The sequence below is a fragment of the Streptomyces sp. ADI95-17 genome (assembly GCF_003846175.1).
In the GTDB taxonomy this organism is placed as follows: domain Bacteria; phylum Actinomycetota; class Actinomycetes; order Streptomycetales; family Streptomycetaceae; genus Streptomyces; species Streptomyces sanglieri.
On the sequence record NZ_ML123052.1, the window covers coordinates 128,861 to 148,666 of the forward strand.

Genomic DNA, 19,806 nt, shown 5'->3' on the forward strand with positions numbered 1-19,806 from the left:
TTCCGGTCGAGGTGGGCGGCGGTGTACCTTACCGCCGCCCCTCCCGTAACATCACTTCATTTTCCGCATTCCGGACCTTACGGGCCGTCCGATGCCCGGTGCTCGGCACCCGGCATCCGGCCCCCCGGCGTTCAGTCGATGCCGGGCCGGGTGTACCCCTTCACGATCTCGGTGATGAAGTGCCGGGTCTGTTCCACATTCAGCGCCTGCGCCCGCAGATGCTCGTACATGACGCTGTACCGCTGAACGTCATTGGCTTTCTCCAGATAGAGATCGCTGGTGACGCCCTCGATGTAGACGACGCTGGAATCGGCGGCGTCCGGGAATTCCAGAATGGCGTACTGCCCGTTGATGCCGGGGTGCGCGCCCATGTCGAACGGCAGTACCTGCACGGTGACATGCGGCAGCTGGGAGAGCTCGATGAGTTGCTCCAACTGCTCGATCATCACCTGCTTGCCGCCGACCAGCCGGCGCAGCGCCGACTCGTCGATGACCGCCCACAGCCGCAGCGGATGCTCGGGGTCGGTGATCCGGTCCTGGCGGCGGGCCCGGACGCTGACGCGCTTGTCGATGTCGTTCGGCGGGGCCTCCGGCAGCGCTCCGTTGATCAGCGCCTCGGCGTAACTCCGCGTCTGCAACAACCCCGGGACCACCTGGGGTTCGTACACCCGCAGCGATTCGGCGTCGGTCTCCAGACCGATGTAGACGCTGTACGGGATGTCGCCGAACGCGTGCCACCAGCCCTGCTGGCGCGAATCCTTGGCCATCTGCATGAGCGAGTCGACGATCCGGACGTCCTCGACCTGGTACACCCCGCAGAGGTCGCGGACATCGCGCTGGCTGATGGAACGGCGGCCGTTCTCCAGGCGGCTGATCTTCGACTGCGAGACCAGCAGCCGCTCCGCCACCTCCTCGGCCGTCATGCCCTTGAGCTCGCGCAGTCGGCGCAATTCCTGGCCCAGCCGGCGTCGTCTGACGGTGGGATTGACGTTGGTCGGCACGGAAACGGCACCTCCGGCTATGTAGCTGTGCGTATCTACTGCTCAGCAGATTGCCACCCCCGGCCCCGGCCGCGCTGGGAAATGGCCACAAGCAAGCGCGCGGGGCAGCCATGATCGTGGCTGCCCCGCGCTTGGTGCGGCTCCCGAACCGGGTCTTGGGGACGACGGTGCGGCGGTATTCGGTTGGTGCTGCGGTGCGGTGCTCAAGGTGTTGACGCGCCCGGGGCCTCTAGCCGGCCGCGGTGTGCGCCATGCTGCCGCGGCGTGACTGCGACTGCACTTGCGGTTGCAACGGAACTCCGGCCGCCTGGTTGCGGCGCGGCTGTGCGACCGCCCCGTTCTGGACGTCCATCACGGCGTGCGCCACGAGTCCGCCCATGGGGTCGTGTCTGATCAGGTCCCGGAGCCTGGAGCGTGATGAACGCCCCTCGTTCCCGGGATACAGGTGCTTGCCGAGTCCGACCGCGTGGGCCAGCGCGGCGAGCGCCGCGGTCCGCGGGTCCGGCGGTACGCCGGTGCGGATCGCACTGTCCAGCCTGGCTCTGATGTCCCGGCTGATTGCCGTGTCCGTCGCCTGGTAGCGAGTCGTCGGCAGCACTCCGCACATCTGGCCCGCCACGGCATGCACCATGCCGCACCGCTCCAGATGAGCGAGGTAGATCTGACGCAGCCCCAGCCGGGGCCCGCCAATCCAGTGGACCGCCCGAACCGGGCTGCCGCGTCGCCGCAGCAGTTCCAGTGCGGAGTCCAGAGTCGGATCTCCTGTCGGCCGTGGCATCACCACGGCGATACGATCCCCGTCAGGGGCTATCCGTCCTGCCAGAGCCAGCTCTACTAGCTGAGCCCCGGCGAGGCCGAGGTCGAGCGACTGCGGCTGCGCTGTGGTACCCGTGGTCGGGTCCAGAGCGAGCAGCAGAAGCTCCTCCGGAATTGTTCTGCGGCTCCTGCCCATCCATGCCTCCCCGCGTGGATGAATGACAGGGTGACCCCTCTCACATTGGTCTGTCGAGAGCGCCTGGGTGCTTTGTACGGGAACCAGTAGGTATGTCGTTCCCGTCTAGCAGCCGGGCCGGTGGTTCACACGGGACACTGGTAGATGGTTCGGACAGCGCGGGGGGTGTCCCCCGTGCCGCATGGAGGAGGCATCGGTGGCGGGCGAGTCCCCCGACAAGTCGGAGCAGCAGAAGTCGTCGGGTACGGCTCGGAGCGAAAGCGATCCGCGGCTTGCCGTCTTCCGTGAACCGTCCGCCGATGACGCGGCCGCCGGGAACGGAAACGGAAAGACGGACACGGCCACGGCGGTCTTCCGTACGGATGCCCTCGCCGAGGCCGAGTCGGACACGGCTACGGCCGTCTTCCGCGCGCCGTCCGAGGACGGCGCGGGCGACGACGGCGAGAACGGCGACGGCGCGGACGGCGCGGACGCGAGCGGCGCGGTCGCGGACGACGCGGAAGCCGATGCGGCTTCGGCGGCTTCGGCGGCTTCGGCGGCCGAGGACTCCGAGAGCACTGACGGTGCTGTGGGCGCCGAGGAGACCGGAGAGGCCGCGGGGGCCAAGAAGCCCGCCGACGCTCCGGAGGAGGCACCTGAGGCCTCTGAGGACGCGGATGCGGCTGAGGCGGCGGATGCACCGGAGACCGCGGAGGCGGCCGAGGCCGCTGAGGAGCCCGAGAGCGACGCGGAGGGCGCGGACGACGCGGACGACGCGGCGGAGACCGCCGAGAGCTCCGAAGGCACAGAGGGCGCTGCGGAGGGCGATGCGCGGCTGCGTGCGGCCGTCGCCGCCTGGGTGTCGAAGGACGACGACGAGGCCACGGAGGGCGACGACGACGCGAAGGACGACGCGAAGGCCGTCACGTCGGACGACGGCGACGGGGACCAGGACCGGGACGAGGACGACGCGAAGGCCCCGGAGGCGGACGACGTAACCCCGGAGGCGGCGACCGCGACCGCGTCGGCCGATGCGGATGCCGATGCCGAGTCCAAGGCCGATGACGACGCGGACGAGCCGTCCGGCGACGAGTCCGGCGACGACAAGGCTTCCTCCGGCGAGGAGAAGAAGGCCGAGGCCGAGGACGACAAGGACGCCGACGCCGACGAGGACAAGGGCGGGATCGATCAGCCGACCGCCATCTTCAGGGCGCCCGCCGCGCCCAAGGTCGACCAGCCGACGACCGCGCTGAAGATCCTCCCGTCCGAGTCGAAGTCCGAGTCGAAGGCCGAGTCCGCCGCCGAGCGGACCAGCAAGTTCGTACCCCTGCGCGGGGACGACGCACGGCCGGCGCCGAAGCCGACGCCCGCGCCCCGCAAGCCGGAGACGCCCGTCGCGCCGGCGCCCGCCTCGCTGTCCGGTGCCGAGCGGACCACGCAGCAGCCGATGCCGCCGAAGCCGCCGCTCGACCTGCTGGCCGAGCTGACGAACACGCCCCCGCCGCCGGAGACCCCGGTCCGCACCGCCGTCCGCCGGGTCAAGATCTGGACCCCGCTGGTGCTGCTCCTGTTGATCGTCTTTGCGATCGCGCAGGCGGTGCGCCCGCTGCCCACGCCCACTCTGGCGCTCTCCGCGGACCCCACGTACACCTTCGGCGGCGGGAAGCTGGAGATGCCGTGGCCCGGCGAGGGACAGGGCGCGGTCGAGGTCGAGGGCGTCGGTTCGCTGGGCACGTACGGCAACCAGAAGCCCGCGCCGATCGCGAGCGTCGCGAAGATCATGACCGCGTACGTGATCCTCCAGGACCACCCGATCACCGGTAAGCAGAAAGGTGGCCTGATCGAGGTCGACAAGAAGGCGGGCGAGGAAGCCAACCGCCCGGACGAGTCGACCGCGCCGATCCAGGAAGGGCAGAAGTACACGCAGCGTCAGATGCTGCAGCTGCTGATGATCCCCTCCGGGAACAACGTGGCGCGGCTGCTCGCCCGCTGGGACGCCAAGACCGAGGAGGCCTTCGTCGAGCGGATGAACGCGGCGGCCAAGGACCTCGGCATGACGGACTCGACGTACACGGACCCCAGCGGTCTGGAGCCCACCACCAGGTCCACGCCCGCCGACCAGCTCAAGCTGGCGAAGGCGGTCATGCAGAACGACGTCTTCCGCGAGATCGTGAACATGCCCCAGGCCGACATCCCGGGCATCGGCAAGACCATCTACAACAACAACGTGATCCTGCTGGAGCCCGGGGTGAGCGGCATCAAGACCGGCTCCTCGACCCCGGCCGGCGGCAACCTGGTCTGGGCGGCCGACACGGTCATCGACGGCAAGAGCCGCCGGATCGTCGGTGCGGTGATGGGGGCCCAGCTGGACGGCACCCTGGACGCCAAGCTGCAGCGGGCCATACAGAACAGCCTGAAGCTGATCAAGGCCGCTCAGAAGGGCGTCGTCTCCGCCCCCGTCGTCAAGAAGGGCGATGTCGTCGGGTACGTCGACAACGGACTCGGCGGCCGGACCCCCGTGGTCTCCACCAAGGACCTCAAGGCGATCGGCTGGGGCGGGCTCACCGTGAGCCTCAAGATCGGAGCGGGTGACAAGCCGATCCCGCACTCCGCGAAGGCGGGCACCACGGTCGGCGAAGTGACGGTCGGCACGGGTACCGGCAAGGTCTCGGCGCCGGTCACGCTCCAGTCGGAGATGACCGAACCCACCTTCGGCGACAAGCTGACCCGGATCGGCTGACCGGCCGCCGGGAAGGCCCGATGGCCGGAACGACCCGATGACGAAGGGGGCGCCGATCCCGGCGCCCCCTTCCGCATTGCGTACGTGTTAGCGTCCCGGGGCAACTCGATGACGCCGGGACGGCGTCCTCACAGGTGCACGGGGACGGGGTACGGGGCGCGCAGGCAGGCGGATCCGGGAAGACGGGGAGAGCCGTAGTGACCACCGCGGAGCCGGGACCCGGCCATGGGGCGGCCAAGAGCACAGGCATGAGGGGCAGCGACAGCGGCGGGAGCACGCGGACGGCCGCGCCCGCCCGGGAGGACACGGGAGCCGCGGACGCCTCCGCGCCGCGCACCGGCCCGTCGCGCCGGGCCCGTGCCGAACGGCTGCTGCGGCATCCGGTGACGATCGCGACGGCCGCCGCCGCGGTCACCCATCTGCTCTGGGTCCTCTTCTTCGCCAACAGCGGCGGCGACCTCGCGGCGCAGGACGCCTGGGCCGAATTCGTCGGCCGGCATCCCGGTACGGCGTACAACCTCGCCTGGTACGGGGGCATGCACCCCGTCTCGTACAGCGTCGTCTCGCCGTATCTGATGTCGCTGCTCGGTGTGCGTACGACGATGATGATCGCCGGGACCGTGTCGGCGGCGCTGACCGCGCTGATCCTGGTCCGGGTGCGGGCCGTCCGCAATCCGCTGGCCTGCTCGCTCGCCGGGGCGTTCGCGTACCTGTGCAACGCGCTGTCGGGGCGGGTGACGTTCGGGCTCGGGATGATGTTCGCGGTGGGCGCCACGGCCGCGGTGTTCTGCTGGCCCTACCGCTGGCGGTACAAGCGGTGGGCGAAGGCGGCCGTCGCCGCGCCGCTCGCCGGGCTCGCGACCGCGAGCAGCCCCGTGGCCGGGCTGTTCCTGGGCGTGGTCGCCGCCGCGCTGTTCCTGAACAAGCGGCGCCCCGGCGCCTACGCGCTGGGCCTGGCCCCGGTCGCGGTGGTGGCGCTGTCCGCGTGGCTGTTCCCGTTCTCCGGTACGCAGCCGATGTCGGTCGCCACGCTCTCGCTGCCGTTCATCTTCTCGGTCCTCGTCTTCGTCTTCGTACCGCGCGACTGGAAGACGGTCCGCACCGCCGCCGCCGTGTACGGCGTCGGGACGCTGCTGACCTACTTCATCGACTCCCAGATCGGCTCGAACATCACGCGGATGGCGATGCTCTTCGCCGGAGTGGTGTTCCTCGCCGCGCTGCCGTACACCGCGCCGCGCTCCCGGCGCTGGTACGCGCTGATCATCGCGTTCACCGGGCTGAACTTCTGGATCGGCTTCAAGGGCGTCGACGACATCGTCCGCACCGCCCCCACCGCCTCCTGGGCACGCGAACTGGCTCCGCTGGTCAACGAGCTCCAGCAGGTCGGCGCCGAGCGGGGCCGGGTCGAGGTCGTGCCCGCGAGCAGCCACCGGGAGGCGTCCGCGCTCGCGCCGTACGTCAACCTCGCCCGCGGCTGGAACCGGCAGGCGGACATGAAGCGCAACCCGCTCTTCTACGACGACACCCTGGACAGCGCCAACTACCGTCAGTGGCTCGACCGCTGGGCGGTGCACTACGTGGTGCTGCCCACGGGGACGCCGGACTCCAACGGCGCGGTGCAGGAGGCGCAGCTGGTCGACGGCGGGCTGCCGTATCTGAAGCCGGTGTGGTCCGACGCCAACTGGCGGCTCTTCGAGGTGGACGGCCCGGTGCCGCTGGCCGATCCGCCGGCCACGGTGGACCGGGCCGAGGCGGGCGAGCTGACCATCCATGTGAAGACGCCGGGCCGGATCCTGATCCGCATCCCGTACTCGCGCTGGCTCGCCGTGGTCGACAGCGAGGGCCGGGGCGTGGAGCGGCCGCAGGAGACCGAGGCGTCCAAGCAGCGCACGGACGAGAACACACCGCGGACCTTCGTCAACACCAACGGCTGTCTGTTCAAGGTCGAGGAGGACGCGGACGGCGACGAGTGGACGGAACTGCTCGCGCCGCGGCCGGGCGTGTACCGGCTGGCCGCCCCGTACCAGCTGTCACCCGGCACGCCGTGCCCGGAGGAACTGCGCTGACCCCCGCGCCACCGCCGGGCGCGGCGCGGGGGTCGTGACCGACACCGACGGGTCCCGCTACAGGCGCTTCGCGCTGCGCAGAGTCGCCGCGTAGTAGCCGTTCCCGTCGAGGCGGGACGTGCCGCCCTTGTCGCCGATGGTCGGGCCGTTGGCCTCCTCGCGGCTGGATATGAAGATCTTGTGGCCCTCGGAGTCGTGCCCGACGTACATGCCGACGTGGTCCAGGCGCTCCTTGGTGCGCTGGTCGAGCTTGAAGAAGACCAGGTCACCGGGTTGCAGGACGTCGATGTTCTTCGGGCGGTCGGCCGAGGTGATGCCCTTCAGGTCGATCACGTCGGTGCCGCGGTTGGAACGGGCCATGCCGTTGGCGGTACGCGGCAGGCCGTCGCCGGACTTGTCGGTGGCCATCAGCGGGTAGCGGGCCCGGTAGCCGAACACCGTACGGATGAAGCCCGAGCAGTCCATGGAGCGGGCGCGCTCGGTGCGGGGCTGCATGGTCATCCCGTTGCGGAAGGTGTACGGGATGCCGAGGTAGTCGTAGAAGTCGGACTCCTCCAGCCGCAGGTCGTTGCCCTCGCTGCCGTTGGGGTTCAGCGGACCGAAGTTGGCGTCACCGGCGTACGAGACCCCCTCGTCGTCCTTCTTGACCGGGGCCTCGGCGATGTACTGGAAGGCGGTGGCGAAGAGGTCGTCCTCCTCGCTGCCGAAGAACTCCTTGAACCAGTCCTTGAACCACTTCTCGTTCTCGGCGCCCTTCTTCCACTGGTACGGCATCAGCCGCACCCAGTCCTCCGTGACGACCTTGGTCGTGGTGGTGCTGGGCTCGGTGAAGGTACGGCTGGGGCCGGTGAGGGTGGCGGTGCGGGCGCCGTCCGTGAAGGTGGCGAGGACCTCGCCGTCGGTGCCGCGCAGCAGGGTGCGGTCCGGGTTGCGCAGCCGTTCCCAGCGCTGCTCGCCGGACTTCAGGTTCGACGACCGCAGCGCCGGGTTGTCGGTGACGGCCTGCACGGCGGGGGCCTTGGCCTGTTCGTCCTTGCGCAGTTCCACGGTGAGGTAGGCACTGCCCGCGAGCAGAGCGGTCACCGTGACGGCGTGCAGCACCTGGCGGGGGCGGCGCTTGGTCTTGGCACTCATGAGTCAGTCAGCTCCGGAAGGTTCGGGTCAGACGGTCGGCAGCGCGCCGAGCAGGATTCCTGCGGTGAGAACGACATAGGCCATGAGCGTCACCGAGCCGGTCGCCAGCAGGGTCGCGCCCTTGGGCTGGCGGACGAGCTGGTACGCGATCAGGCCGGGGACGATGAAGCCCAGGGTCTGGTTGGTGTACATCAGCGGGAACTCGATCGACAGCACGATCATCAGCGTCGCCTGGAAGATGACACCGGTGAGGACGACGGTGGAGAACAGCCGCTTGCCGTAGAGGATCACGACCTTCTGGAGGCCGAGCACCGCGACGTACGTCAGCACGGTCACGCCGACCACCATGGCCGCGCGCTGGAGGTCCTCGACGAGGGTGAGCGCCAGCCAGCCCGGGGTGATCATCCCGCCGGGGGAGAGGTTGGTCGTCAGGTAGCAGACCAGCGAGAACATCAGCCCCAGGGCGATGCCTATGGCGGCAATCTCGGGGGTGAGGACGGAGGGGATCAACGGGGCTCTCCTGGGTATTCCTGCTGGGCCGGGTGTTCCTGTCGGGCCGGGTCTTCCTCAGCAGGGGCGGGCGGCAGAACGGGCTCGAACAGACCGCGTACGCGAGGCGCGGCGGGCGGCTGCTCGGCCGGGGTCTCCGGACTCCGGTGCGACGGCTCGTGCTGGTTCTGCGGGTGGCTCTGTGCGTGACTCTGTGCGTGGCTCTGTGGCTGGTGATGCGGATGCGGCTGAGGGCGCGGGGGCTGCTGGTAGCGGGCCTCGTACGCCTCGGGGTACGGCTGGTACGGGTCGATGTGCGGGGTGTAGCGGGGGAGCGCCAGGGTCTCGTCGTGCCGCGGCTGCTGCCGGCTCTGCTGCTCCTGCCGGGGCTGCTGCGGGTGGGACGCCTGCTGGGGCTGGGGCTGAGGTGACTGCTGCCGCTGGGACGGGACCGGTGGGAAGAGGGCGACGGACGGGGTGCCGGCCGGGTTCCCGGTGGGGTTCCCGTCCGGGTCGGTGGCGTCGGCCGCCTCCGGGGCCGGCGCGGTGCCGGCGGGCGCGGGGGCGGACTGCCGGCCCGGAGCCCCGTCCAGGACCTCGTCCGGGGTCTCGTCGGCCGGCAGTTCGGCGAGGTGTTCGAGCAGCAGCTCGCCCTGGCCGTGGATGTTGCCGATCGCGACCAGCGAGGACTCCGGCCCGAGGTGCCCGAGCAGCTCGTTCATGAACTCCTCGGGGTCGCGCTTGTCGCCGCCGAGGTCGACCGCGGTGTGGCGCCACTCGGAGGGGATCGCGTCGATGGCGCTCTTCGCCGGGTGACCGATCACGAACACCTTCTCCGGCTGGAGATCGGGGATGATCTGGCCCATCTGGCCGTTGCGCTCGACCCGGTCGGGGCGGCAGTTGATCACGACGTTCAGCGGCCGGTCGATCGCGCCCAGGTCGAGCAGCTGGTTGATGTTCATCAGCGTCGACTCGGGGTCGTTGGCCGCGAAGACGTTGGCGAAGCGCAGCCGCTTGTCGTCGTGGGTGCGGTACCGCTCGACCGAGAGGACACCCGGGTCCGGCGGGGCGTCGTACATGCCCTGGAGCGCCGTCTGCCGGTCCACGCCGAGGAGTTCGGCGACGGTCAGCGCGATCGCCACGTTCTCCTTGAACGTGAACCAGCTGAAGCCGCGCAGCTCCTCGTCGCTCACCGTCTCCGGATCCGCGTAGATCAGCTTGCAGTCCCGGGCGTCCGCCTCCTCCTGGAGGATGTGGAAGCGGTCCTGCTCGGCGGTGACACAGATGCCGCCCTCCGGCATGGAGCGGCACAGCGAGCGGGCCACGTCGTCGAGCGTGGGGCCCATCTCGGCCAGGTGGTCCTCACGTACGTTGCACAGCACGCCGATCGTCGACCGGATCAGCTTGGACTGGTTGATCTCCTGGAGCGCCGGCATGACCGCCATGCACTCGATGACCAGCGCGTCCGGGTTGTAGGAGGCCGCACGCCGCACGATGCCGATCTGCTCCACGACATTGGCGATGCCGAACTTGCGGTAGACCGGCTCCTCGGTGGCGTCCGGGTGGATGAAGCGGGCCGCGGTGCCGGTCGTCTTGGCGACGGTGACCAGGTCGCCGCCGCGCAGGGCGCCCGCGCACAGGCGGGTGATGGAGCTCTTGCCGCGGATGCCGTTGATCAGCACCCGGGTGGGTATCCGCTCCAGATTGGTGAAGTGGCGCCGCTGTTCGACGATGCCGGAGATCAGGAGGATCGCACAGCACACGACGAGCACGCCGTAGAGGAAGAGCACGGCCGTTCAGTTCCTTCCGACCAGGGGAGCGCTGTCTCGTTTGCGCTGCTCCTGGAGCTGCTGCCGGACAATTTCCAGACTGCGGGTGACCGCGCCGACCTCGTCGTGGTGGTGCGGGAAGAGCACGGTGCGGCGGTCGCCGTCGGCCAGCGCCTCGGCCTTTCCGGCCAGTTCGCGCAGCGGACGTACGACCACGATGTACAGCCAGCCGAGGCAGGCCACGGCAGCGGTGACGCCGAGCAGGCCGGCGAGAACGGTGCGGTTCTGCAGGTTGTACTCGGGGATGGCGAGGCCGGACGCGGGCTGCCAGCTGACCACCGTCCAGCGGAGCTGCTTCGCGGCGCCGCCACCGGCGAAGGGCGAGGCGGCGGCTACCTGGACGCCGTTGCCGTCGCGGTAGACGACGGCTCCCGCGGGGGCGTTCATGCCGACCCGCTGGTTGGTGCCGGAGACCAGTTCGTCCAGCCGCTCGGGCAGGGAGTCGAAGGCGAGGTAGCCGGTGTTGCCGCCGATGATCCGGTGTTCGCTGTCGACCACCCGGACCTGGCCGAGCCCGGGGCGCTTGAGCAGCGCGTTGATGAAGTCGATCCGGAACTCGCCGATCACCATGGCGCCGTTGCGGCCGGGGATCTCCGCGTACCCGGCGACGGAGGGCTCCTTGCCGGACTCGTTGAGGACGGTGATGGGCTGGGAGAGCGGCTTGCCCTTGGAACCGGCGGGCAGCCCGTGCGGCTTCTCGCCCGCGCGGGCCTGGACGGTGCCGTCGGCGGCGCGTACGTAGATCGAGCGGTAGCGCTGGTGCTCGGTACGGGTGCGCTCCAGGACCTTCTCCATGTCGTCGGGCGAGGTGCGATTGCCGATCAGCGAGGCGACGGAGACCAGGTCGGCGTGGCCCTCGTTGAGTGCGCGCCGGACCCGGTCGGAGATGGTGTGGGTGCGCTCGCGCTGGTCGCTGACGACCTGCTCCGGTACGGCGACGGTGGAGTCGGCGCGGTTGAAGAGCAGCAGCATCGGTGCGGACCAGGCCAGCAGCAGGACGCCGGAGATGACGATGAGCGCGCGGCTGCCGAGCCGGCTCCGGCGGCCGGAGCCGGTGCTTCCGGCGGCCCCCGCGGTCCCGTCCGCCGGCTCGCCGAGAAGCTGGCGGCGCAGGCGTTCCAGGGCACGTCCGATGCGCGCCGTCTCGCCGAACCGGGGAACGGAGACCGGGCGGGTCAGATCGCCCCGGGTCAGCCGGCGGCTCTCCAGGAACAGCTTCAGCAGCGGCCGTTGCACGGTGCCGAGCAGCAGCGCCACCGCGAGTGCGCCGATGAGCAGCAGGGCGGCGGCGGAGACCAGGCCGAAGAAGGGGCCGGCGACGCGGGTCGGGTCCTCGGCGACGTCGACCATGGCGACGACGGTGAGCCCGAGCGAGGTGGCGAGGGTGCCTTCGCCGGGCTGCGGGCCGGCGAGCGCGGCGTAACCGGCGACGGCGCGGTCACCGCGGACGGAGTTGCCGCGCAGGCTGCCGCTGACACCGGGGAAGCCGCCGGAGCCGGGCTCCTTGGCCTTGAGCGGGTGCTGCTTGGTCTTGGTGGCGGCCGTCTCGGCGAAGGAGTTCAGCTGCTTGGCGGAACGTTTCGCGTCTGCGCGCTGCTTCGCGGTCTTGACCTGCTCCGGCTCCGCGACACCGTCCCGGCTGAGGATGTGGCCCGTGGTGTCGACGACGGCGATCGAGCGGAACTGGCCCTTGCTGACACCGGGGAAGCGGAGGCTGTTGGAGGCGATCAGCAACTGCTGCGGCCGGTCCGGCCAGGACAGCAGGGCGAAGGCGAGCAGCCTGCTCTCGCCGTTCTGGAGCCGCACGATGCGCGGGCTGAGCCCGTCCTTCTCGGCGAGCTTGCCGGTGTCGACGGCGGTGACGGGGACGTTCTCGCCGCGCGCGGCGAGCATCCGGCCGGACTCGATCTCGACGACGGCGGTGCCGGTCCACTTCTGGTAGACGCTGCCGATCTTGTCGAGTACGGCGTCGGGCGAGACCGGATCACCCGCGCTGAAGAGCCCGGCGGTGCGGGTCAGGTCGGTGACGCTCTCGTCGATCGAGGCACGCATTGTGATGGCGCCGTCCTCGGCGAAGTGCTGCTGTGAGGTCAGCACCGCCTCGGGTACGGAATCCTGGCTCGCCCGTCCCAGCCCGAGGGCGGTGATGCCGGCGAGGGAGAGCAGCAGCGCGGAGAGCACCGCGATGGGGGGTCGGATGCCACCCAGCAGCGACATATCGGCCCGTCGGCGGACCTTGTGCCGCCGCTTCGAGGACGAAGCGGCCATCGTGTTCCCCTTTGACTGTCTGCTCGGTTCCGGCGTGCTGAACGAGGCACAGCCGTTTGCTGGACATAAATGCTTTGCGGAAGGTTGTGCGGAGAGTAGCGAGTGTGAGATTTCCGACGTTTGTGGCCGGGACGGAACCGCGGCCGTTCCCGGCAGCGCTTCGCAGGTCGGAGGGTTCGCCGGGTGGGCGGGCCGGGTGAGTCGGGTGAGCCGGCAGGGCGGGCCGGGTGAGTCAGGTGAGCCGGCAGGGCGGATCGGGCCGGGCGGGACCGGATCGGTCTACGGGACCTGATCCGTGCTCATCCGGGGCTCACTCAGGGCTGGTCCCGGATTCACTCCGGACCCGCTCCTCCGGACCCGCTCCTCCGGGCCCGCTCCGAACCCGCTCAGGGCTCGTTCCGGGCTCACTCCGGCAGGTCCTTCAGGGGTCTCAGCCCGTCCTCGACGGCGCCCCGGTTGAGCAGCGTGCCCTGGGTCCGCTGGAAGGCCATCCGGTATCTGGCCCGTTCCGCGGCCGGCAGGTCCTCGCCGTTCTGCAGCGCACCGGCCAGATCCACCAGCCGGTGGTCCTTCACCACCGCCGCGTCGGCCTCCTGCGTGCCACCGGCGTCGGCGTCCGGCGGAATCGTCAGCAGCGTCGGTACGTACCGGGCGTCGACGTCCCAGGTGTCACCGCGCTTGTGGAACTCGAACCAGCCGATGACGCCTTCCTCGGTCAGCCCCGACGGCACGTCGTGCCGCGCCACCTGGTTGCCCAGGCCGTACGCGATCCACGTGGAGCCGATCTTCTCCATCGGCTGCACCACATGGGCGTGATGGCCGATCACCAGGTTGATCCCGGTCTCCCGGGCCAGCTTGCGGGCCAGCTTCAGCTGCCCGTTGCTCGGGTCCGGATGGTGTTCGCGGCCCCAGTGGATGCTGAGGATCACCACCTCGGCACCGGCCTTGCGGGCGGCCTTCTCGGCGGCGGCGATCCGCTTGAAGTCGGTCTGGTTGGTCAGCCACGGCTTGTCGGCCGGGACCTCGCGCCCGTTGAAGCCGAAGGCGTAGGACAGCTGGGCGACCTTCACGCCCTTCACGTCCATGATCAGCGGCTTGGCGGCCTCGGCACTGTCGCGCGCCGACCCCGTGTGCTTGAGCCCGGCCTCGTCGAGCGCGTCGAGGGTGCGCCGTACGCCGGAGGCGCCGTGGTCGAGGGTGTGGTTCGAGGCCGTCGAGCAGGTGTCGTAGCCGACGTCCTTGAGCGCCGTGGTGATCTGCGGCGGCACGGTGAAGTCGGGGAAGCCCTCGAACGGGCCTTCGGGCTTGCCCGCGACGGGCTCGAAGTGGCAGATCGCCAGGTCGGCCTTGCTGATCACGGGTTTGACCCCGGCCATCAGCGGACGGAAGTCGATCTTCTCCCCGGAGCCCTTGGCGTCCTTGCCGCCCGCCGCGGCGTCCTTGCGGCCCTGCTCGGTCAGCTGGGGGTGGATCAGAACGTCGCCGGCCGCGGCGACGGTGAAGGAAGGTCCCTCCTTCGCGTCCGCGGAGTCGCTGTCACCGCCCGGAACCGAACAGCCGGCGAGGGCTGCGAGGAGAAGCACGGGCGCGGCGGCGCGAGCGACGGAGGCGGAAGACGAGTAGCGGGACACCCCTAATATTTTTATATGTCTATGGTGCGGAATCCGACGACGAAGGTAACGATCAAGCGAACACTGATCGGTATTGCCGTGACGGTCGTCACCCTGGGGGCCCTCGTGGCCCTTTTCGTACCATTCGGCGGCCGGGGGACGGATGCCGCGAACGGGGACGGCCGCCACGGGAACTCCGCGCCCGGCGGCCATGATCAGGACCACGACCGCGTCGATCTCGCGCGCCGCATCACGGACTTCACCAGGGACACGGTGGCCCACAGTGACTACCTTCCGCCGCTGCGTGCCCAGCGCCGTACCGCCGCCGAGGCCGTCGGCCTCTTCCTCGACGGCCGGCGGGCCGAGGCGGGCCGCCGCCTCGACGACATCGACTTCGGCATCAGGACGTACACCGACACGGCGACCGGCCGCAGGTTCGCGGAGATCTCCGACCGGGCGGCGGAGGGCCGCCGGGGCTGGGGCCGGGTCTACATCGACCTGAGCGCCACGTCCCGCTGGTCGGTCCAGGTCCCGCACCCGGTCGCCGATTCGGGCAGCGAACAGCTCGGCATCGGAGTGCTGCGGGCCCGGCGGGGCGGCGTACTGGTCATGGCCGGCGCCCATCGCAACGCCGACAAGAAGGGCCGCGCCGACGTGGCCCACCGCAGGGACACCGTGTTCGACGCCGTCTGCGACGAACTGGCCGCACGCCGCTTCCCCGGTCTCCAGGTCCACGGCTTCGCCGACAGCACCGAACCGGACTACGACGTGATCGCCTCCCTGGGCTCGGCGGACAAGGGCCTCCCCACCGCCCGCCGCGCCGCGACGGCACTGCGCCACGAGGGCTTCGCCGTCTGCCGCGCCTGGGCCCGCCGCTGCGCGCTGGAGGGCCGCGGCAACGTACAGGGCCGGGAGGCGGAGGATCAGGGCGTGCCGTTCCTGCACATGGAGTTCAGCCGCACCGTCCGCGACGACGCGGCCCGGGTGCGCCGCGCGTCGGCGGCGATGGCGGCGGCCCTGCCTTCCTGAACGGCGGCGCCGGTCCGGTCCGGTCCGGAGCGGGGGGATGGGTGGGTGGGAACGGTTCGGCGGGTGCCGAAGAGTCACCGATCTAGCGTCACCCCATGACGGAAACGAAGCACGTACCCACCACTTCCGAAGCCCCCGAAAGCCTCGGTGTCCCCGGCGGCCCTGGTGGCCCTGGCACGGTTGGCACCCCCGACAGCCCCGGCACCCCCGGCAGCGGTTCCGGCAGCGGCCCCGCCGAGACCCCGGCGACGGACGATCGCGACCCCGCGCAGCTCCTGACGGCCATGGTCGACCGCGTCCTGGCCCTGGCCGCGACCTGGACCGCCTGGGACGGCCGTCCCGTCCCCGCCGGTGACCGGCTCTACACCCCGCACAAGGCGATCCGCCGCGTCGCCGACCACCTGGTCGACCACCTCGCGGAGATGGAGGCCCGGCTGGTCGGCGAGGAGACGCAGCCCGATCACTGGCACGCCTCGGCGACCACCACCGCGGCCGACCTCGCCCCCTTCACCGGCGCCGACCTCGACGAAGCACGCAGCCGGCTCACCCGCCTGGCCAGGATCTGGGTGAACCGCCTGGACGCCCTGACCCCCGACGAGCTCGACCGCTCGGCCGGAACGGGCTGGACCTTCCGCCAACTCGCCTTCCACCTGGCCGAGTCGGTCTACTACGCGGACGCCGTGGGTGACCTGACGACGGTCGGGGCACCCGCGTCCACCCCCGCCCGGCCGGCGAAGCCGTGACGGCTGCGAGGTCGCGCAACGAGCCACGGAGGGCAGCGACGCTCGACGTGACAGCGGGCCTCGGCCGCAGCGCGCCCTTTCGTCGACTCGCCCTTTCATTGGCCCGGCGCCCGGCGCCCGGGGTGCGGCGCCCGGGGTGCGGGGTGCGGGGTGCGGAAGCCGAAGCCCGAGCATGAACCCGGCTCCCTGCCAAGCCTGTTCAGCCTGTACGGGGATGTGCTGCGGCCCCCGACCGACACCTGACGCACCCGCAAGCCGGGCCCTCGGAACCCCTTCGGTTCCACCTCGGCCACATGCGCATGTGACTTGGTCGTGCCCTCCCGAGCGATGAGTTTGCGCGCCCTCGTCGGTCATACAAGTACAACATCCTGAACCCGGAGGGCTTGTCATGACCTACACGCTCGGCGCCCGCACCCACGAAGCCCGCTCCACCGACGCGACCCGCTCCACCGACGCGACCCGCACCACCGGCGTCCCGGAGGTCCGGGAAGCACAGCGCGCACCGCGAACGACGCAGCGAGGCCTGCTGATCGGCGGCATGGTGGCGGGCCCGCTGTTCCTAGGGGTGGCCACTGTTCAGGGACTCGTACGCGAGGGCTTCGACTTCACCCGTAACGCGTTCAGCCAGCTCGCCCTCGGCGGCCCCGGCTGGGTGCAGACGATCAACTTCGTCGTCACCGGCGCATTGTTGCTGGCCAGCGCGTTCGGACTGCGCGGGCTGCTGCGAGGGGGTGCGGGCGAGAGATGGGTGCCGGTGCTGATCGGTGTGTTCGGCGCTTCGTTCCTGGCCGCCGCGGTGTTCAACGCCGACGCCGGAGCCGGATTCCCCGTCGGTTCCCCGGAGACCGGCACGCTGAGCGGGCACGGGGCCGTCCACATGTTCAGCGGCATGATCGGCTACCTGGCGCTGTGCGCCGCGTTCGTCGTCCTGGCCCGCCCCCTCGCCGCCAGGGGGTACCGGGCCTGGGCCCTGGCCTCCCGGCTCGCCCCCGCCCTCGTCCTCGCGGGCTTCGCGGCATCCGGCTCCTACGTCCTCGCCTTCACCGCCGGAGCGGGCCTCGGCCTCTGCTGGCTGACCGCCGTGACGGCCCGGCTGCTCGCCGGTACGGTGACGACCGAGCACCCGGGACGGACACAGGGCGACGGCGACCACCTGGGCTGACGGCCGATCAAAGACGCAACGGGGCGGGCGACAACAGTATGGACGCGAGCATCGATTCGGGCGCGGTCGCGGGTGCGGGCGAGGGCGCGGGCGTCGTGGCCGTGACGCCCCCCGCCCCGCCGCCGGCGTCCGAAGTGATCTCCGCCGTACGGGCCGGCGATGCCCACGGCGTGGAAGCTCTGCTCTCGGCAGGCGCCGACCCCGACGCGCGTGACGAGCACGGAACTCCCGTGCTGTGCCTGGCGATCGAGACGTACGCCGTCGAAGTCGTCCGCCTGCTCGCCACGCACGGCGCCGACCCCGACCGGTGCGGACCGGACGGCGTACGACCGCTGCGCAAGGCCGTCGACTCGGGCTCGCCCGCGGTGGCCGGGGCCACTGTGCACAACACCGCCGAGTGGCGCCGCCACCGCGAGGCCGAACTGCTGGAGGCACGGAGCCTCGCCCGGCACTGGTACGAGACGGGCGTCGAGGCGGAACTACGGCGCCGTACGGGTGCACAGGGCGCGGTCACCCGTACCCACGTCCAGGACGACGAGTACACCGGCGTCGACGAGTTCTCCCTCGGCGGCGCGACCGTACGCGACGGGCACGCGGCGATCCTGACGGACCTGGAGAAGGTGCTCGGGCTCCGGCCCCCCTTCGAGGAGCTGCTGGAACGGGCGCTGACCCGCCCCGACCAGCAGCACGCCACCTGGGCGGCCTCCACCCTCCTCCTGTCCCACCGCCGCGACCAGGAGACCTGGGACGCCGCGGCGGCCCTGAGCGCCGACCCGGACCCGGTGCACCGGCTGTTCGGCACCGAAGTGCTGCGGCTGACCCACCTGTTCGACGAGAGCGAGGAGGACCGGTTCGCGGCCCCCACGCTGGAACTGTTCCTGAACCGGTCGGCCCAGGAGCAGGATGCCGCGGTGCTCACCGAGCTGCTGACCGGCCTCGCCGAGCACGCCGACCCGCGCGGCGACGAGCGCCTGCTGTCCTGTGCCGGCCATCCCGATCCCCGTGTGCGACACGCTGTGGCCTTCGGTTTCGACAGGTGGTCACCGGCCTTCTCCGCCACGGTCCGGAAGGCGTTGGTGGACCTGATGGCCGACCCGGACGCGGACGTCCGGCAGGGCGCCTGTCGCACGGTCGCCGACAGCAAGGACCGCGCCCCCGAACTGGCCGAGGCGATGGCCGCGCTGCTGGACGACACGAGCCGCCCGGTCCGGGTCAGCGCCGTTCACGGCCTCGCCCGCCACGACGACGAACGGTGCGTGGAAGGAGCCCGCCGCCTGCCTCCCGCACCGCCCGGGACCTCGTACGAGTACGACCTCGACGAGGTGTGGCGGTACGAACGGCGCCGCGACGGCCGCTGAAACCGGATGGGACTCCCCGTACAGATGGGACTCCCCGTACACAACCCAGGCTCGCGCGCATGATCGAACACGGAGATGGTCTCGCCTGGCTCCACCGAGGCCTGGACGGCTGCTACCTCACCTTCGCGGAGGGCATACCGGCCGAGGAACTGGCGGTGCGACTGGGTGCCCCGGCGGATTCGCCGGTGCTGGACGCGGACACCGTCGCGGCGATCGAGCGGGCCGCGCCGCCGTGGGAGCAGCCCGTCCCCGACATCGGCCGCATCGGGGACGCGGGCAACGGCTGGTCGTTCGTACTGCTGCCCTGCACCGCGTACTGGGAACACGGCCGCACCGGCCCCGAGAGCCCGTACGGCCGCTGTCCCTCGCACGGCATACGCACCGTGAGCGCCGTCTACACCGGCATGGACCCGGCCCAGATCGACGTCATGCACGACGGGCAGCACCTCTGGGGCTACTCCGACAGCGGGTTCAACGGCTCCCGCCCCCACCTCCTGAACACCGCCCTGGCCGACCTCGGCTGGAACGCGGACGAGGAAGAGGAGGAGGACGAGTACGGCGAAGTGCCCCCGCACTCCCCTTCGTACGAGCTCCTGTACGCAGCCCTGGGCAACTTCTTCGGCCTCAACGGCCTGCCCCGCGCCGCCATCGAGAACCGCACCCTGCCCGGCATGTTCTGCGAACCCCGTGAACTGCCCCGCCACGAGTACGCCGACGCCCCCGCCGGCCCGTACGGACCGTGCGAGCAGTGCGGCGGACCGATGGTCCTGAGCCACGTGGCGAAGGCGGTGGGGAGCTATGTCCTCTACTGCGACCGGTGCAAGGCCCTCGGCGGATACCGCGTCGAAGGACTGACGCGCACCGAGGAACGCACCGTCCCCAACCCCAAGTGGGCCAACGTCAATCTCCTCGGCGATGCCGACGGCGACGGCAACGCCGACTGACAACACCGGGGCCGTCCACACGAACCGTCAGTCGCGAACGAGACAGAAGGGATGACCCGCCGGGTCCGCGTAGATCCTCCAACCACGCGTGCCCTCACCGGCATCGAGCAGCGAAGCCCCGAGCCCGAGAACCTGTTCCTGGGCCAGGTCGAGGTCCGTGACACCCAGATCGAGATGGAACTGCTGCGGGTGAGCGGGATCCGGCCACCGCGGCGGCCGATGGTCCTCCACCCGCTGGAATGCGAGCACGAGCCCCGAGTCGGTATGAAGGGTCGACCAGCCGTCATCGAGTGACCACCGAGGATCCGGCCGGTCCACCGTGCCGCCGAGAAGCGCCAGGTAGAACCGGGAGAGCTCACGCACATCGGAACAGTCCAGCACCACACACTGCAACTTGGCGATCATGAGCAGCAGCGTAGACCGGGCGCGCCGGCCGGGGCCCAACAGCGCCGCGAGGTGCGCGGGGCGCCCTCCGCCGTTCCGTACACGCGCCGAAAGCCGG

General features: G+C 70.9%; 15 protein-coding genes. 7 read left to right on the forward strand and 8 right to left on the reverse strand.

Features of this window, described 5'->3' with window-relative positions; translation table 11 throughout:
• Window positions 1-131: 131 nt before the first annotated feature.
• Window positions 132-1,001, reverse strand: a complete 870-nt coding sequence (locus tag EES42_RS37850; protein WP_124722745.1) for a helix-turn-helix domain-containing protein — start codon at window positions 999-1,001, stop codon at window positions 132-134.
• Window positions 1,002-1,230: 229 nt separating this feature from the next.
• Window positions 1,231-1,953, reverse strand: a complete 723-nt coding sequence (locus EES42_RS37855; protein ID WP_124722746.1) for a GOLPH3/VPS74 family protein — start codon at window positions 1,951-1,953, stop codon at window positions 1,231-1,233.
• Between the two features lie 196 nt (window positions 1,954-2,149).
• Here EES42_RS37855 and EES42_RS37860 point away from each other — a divergent pair, with 196 nt between their 5' ends.
• Window positions 2,150-4,672 carry a D-alanyl-D-alanine carboxypeptidase family protein gene (locus EES42_RS37860; RefSeq protein WP_206433795.1) on the forward strand — a complete coding sequence of 841 codons (2,523 nt, stop codon included), beginning with the start codon at window positions 2,150-2,152 and terminating at the stop codon, window positions 4,670-4,672.
• 197 nt (window positions 4,673-4,869) lie between these two features.
• Entirely contained in the window at window positions 4,870-6,738 is a 1,869-nt protein-coding gene (locus EES42_RS37865) for an MFS transporter (RefSeq protein ID WP_206433796.1), read from the forward strand.
• 57 nt (window positions 6,739-6,795) lie between these two features.
• On the opposite strand, the gene EES42_RS37870 is transcribed toward EES42_RS37865, so the two are convergent.
• The 5 genes from EES42_RS37870 to EES42_RS37890 all read right to left on the reverse strand — a co-directional run bounded on the left by EES42_RS37870 (window position 6,796) and on the right by EES42_RS37890 (window position 14,089).
• Window positions 6,796-7,872, reverse strand: a complete 1,077-nt coding sequence (locus tag EES42_RS37870) for a C40 family peptidase (RefSeq protein WP_124722749.1) — start codon at window positions 7,870-7,872, stop codon at window positions 6,796-6,798.
• Between the two features lie 27 nt (window positions 7,873-7,899).
• Window positions 7,900-8,382, reverse strand: a complete 483-nt coding sequence (locus EES42_RS37875) for a poly-gamma-glutamate biosynthesis protein PgsC/CapC (RefSeq protein WP_093540014.1) — start codon at window positions 8,380-8,382, stop codon at window positions 7,900-7,902.
• Window positions 8,379-10,151 (reverse strand): poly-gamma-glutamate synthase PgsB, encoded by a 1,773-nt coding sequence (gene pgsB, locus EES42_RS37880; protein WP_124722750.1) that lies wholly within the window; start codon window positions 10,149-10,151, stop codon window positions 8,379-8,381. Before pgsB ends, EES42_RS37875 begins: the two co-directional genes overlap by 4 nt.
• A gap of 6 nt (window positions 10,152-10,157) precedes the next feature.
• Window positions 10,158-12,458 carry a cache domain-containing protein gene (locus EES42_RS37885; protein WP_241196852.1) on the reverse strand — a complete coding sequence of 767 codons (2,301 nt, stop codon included), beginning with the start codon at window positions 12,456-12,458 and terminating at the stop codon, window positions 10,158-10,160.
• A gap of 404 nt (window positions 12,459-12,862) precedes the next feature.
• The gene (locus EES42_RS37890) at window positions 12,863-14,089 is read right to left on the reverse strand and encodes a CapA family protein (protein ID WP_241196853.1); all 1,227 of its coding nucleotides are present in this window, start codon (window positions 14,087-14,089) and stop codon (window positions 12,863-12,865) included.
• A 15-nt stretch (window positions 14,090-14,104) separates the two neighbouring features.
• Between EES42_RS37890 and EES42_RS37895 the strand changes: the two genes are divergently transcribed.
• From EES42_RS37895 to EES42_RS37915, 5 genes are all read left to right on the forward strand, one after another.
• The gene (locus tag EES42_RS37895) at window positions 14,105-15,097 is read left to right on the forward strand and encodes a hypothetical protein (RefSeq protein ID WP_241196854.1); all 993 of its coding nucleotides are present in this window, start codon (window positions 14,105-14,107) and stop codon (window positions 15,095-15,097) included.
• A gap of 95 nt (window positions 15,098-15,192) precedes the next feature.
• Window positions 15,193-15,840 carry a hypothetical protein gene (locus tag EES42_RS37900; protein ID WP_326742061.1) on the forward strand — a complete coding sequence of 216 codons (648 nt, stop codon included), beginning with the start codon at window positions 15,193-15,195 and terminating at the stop codon, window positions 15,838-15,840.
• Between the two features lie 388 nt (window positions 15,841-16,228).
• Complete coding sequence (locus EES42_RS37905) at window positions 16,229-17,002, forward strand: DUF998 domain-containing protein (RefSeq protein WP_241196855.1); 774 nt, start codon at window positions 16,229-16,231, stop codon at window positions 17,000-17,002.
• Between the two features lie 38 nt (window positions 17,003-17,040).
• A complete protein-coding gene (locus EES42_RS37910) occupies window positions 17,041-18,360 on the forward strand; it encodes a HEAT repeat domain-containing protein (RefSeq protein WP_124722751.1) in 1,320 nt (439 codons plus the stop codon).
• 59 nt (window positions 18,361-18,419) lie between these two features.
• Window positions 18,420-19,304 carry a hypothetical protein gene (locus EES42_RS37915; protein WP_124722752.1) on the forward strand — a complete coding sequence of 295 codons (885 nt, stop codon included), beginning with the start codon at window positions 18,420-18,422 and terminating at the stop codon, window positions 19,302-19,304.
• Between the two features lie 27 nt (window positions 19,305-19,331).
• On the opposite strand, the gene EES42_RS37920 is transcribed toward EES42_RS37915, so the two are convergent.
• Window positions 19,332-19,709, reverse strand: coding sequence for a VOC family protein (locus EES42_RS37920; RefSeq protein WP_124722753.1), 378 nt, complete (start codon window positions 19,707-19,709; stop codon window positions 19,332-19,334).
• Window positions 19,710-19,806 lie beyond the last annotated feature (97 nt).

What these genes read in the sequence shown, in the direction of transcription:
- EES42_RS37905 (WP_241196855.1), top strand. Translation starts at nt 16,229, where the DNA reads ATGACCTACACGCTCGGCGCCCGCACCCACGAAGCCCGCTCCACCGAC.
- EES42_RS37855 (WP_124722746.1), bottom strand. Translation starts at nt 1,953, where the DNA reads ATGGGCAGGAGCCGCAGAACAATTCCGGAGGAGCTTCTGCTGCTCGCT.
- EES42_RS37915 (WP_124722752.1), top strand. Translation starts at nt 18,420, where the DNA reads ATGATCGAACACGGAGATGGTCTCGCCTGGCTCCACCGAGGCCTGGAC.
- EES42_RS37895 (WP_241196854.1), top strand. Translation starts at nt 14,105, where the DNA reads ATGTCTATGGTGCGGAATCCGACGACGAAGGTAACGATCAAGCGAACA.
- EES42_RS37910 (WP_124722751.1), top strand. Translation starts at nt 17,041, where the DNA reads ATGGACGCGAGCATCGATTCGGGCGCGGTCGCGGGTGCGGGCGAGGGC.
- EES42_RS37885 (WP_241196852.1), bottom strand. Translation starts at nt 12,458, where the DNA reads ATGGCCGCTTCGTCCTCGAAGCGGCGGCACAAGGTCCGCCGACGGGCC.
- EES42_RS37920 (WP_124722753.1), bottom strand. Translation starts at nt 19,709, where the DNA reads ATGATCGCCAAGTTGCAGTGTGTGGTGCTGGACTGTTCCGATGTGCGT.
- EES42_RS37900 (WP_326742061.1), top strand. Translation starts at nt 15,193, where the DNA reads ATGACGGAAACGAAGCACGTACCCACCACTTCCGAAGCCCCCGAAAGC.
- EES42_RS37870 (WP_124722749.1), bottom strand. Translation starts at nt 7,872, where the DNA reads ATGAGTGCCAAGACCAAGCGCCGCCCCCGCCAGGTGCTGCACGCCGTC.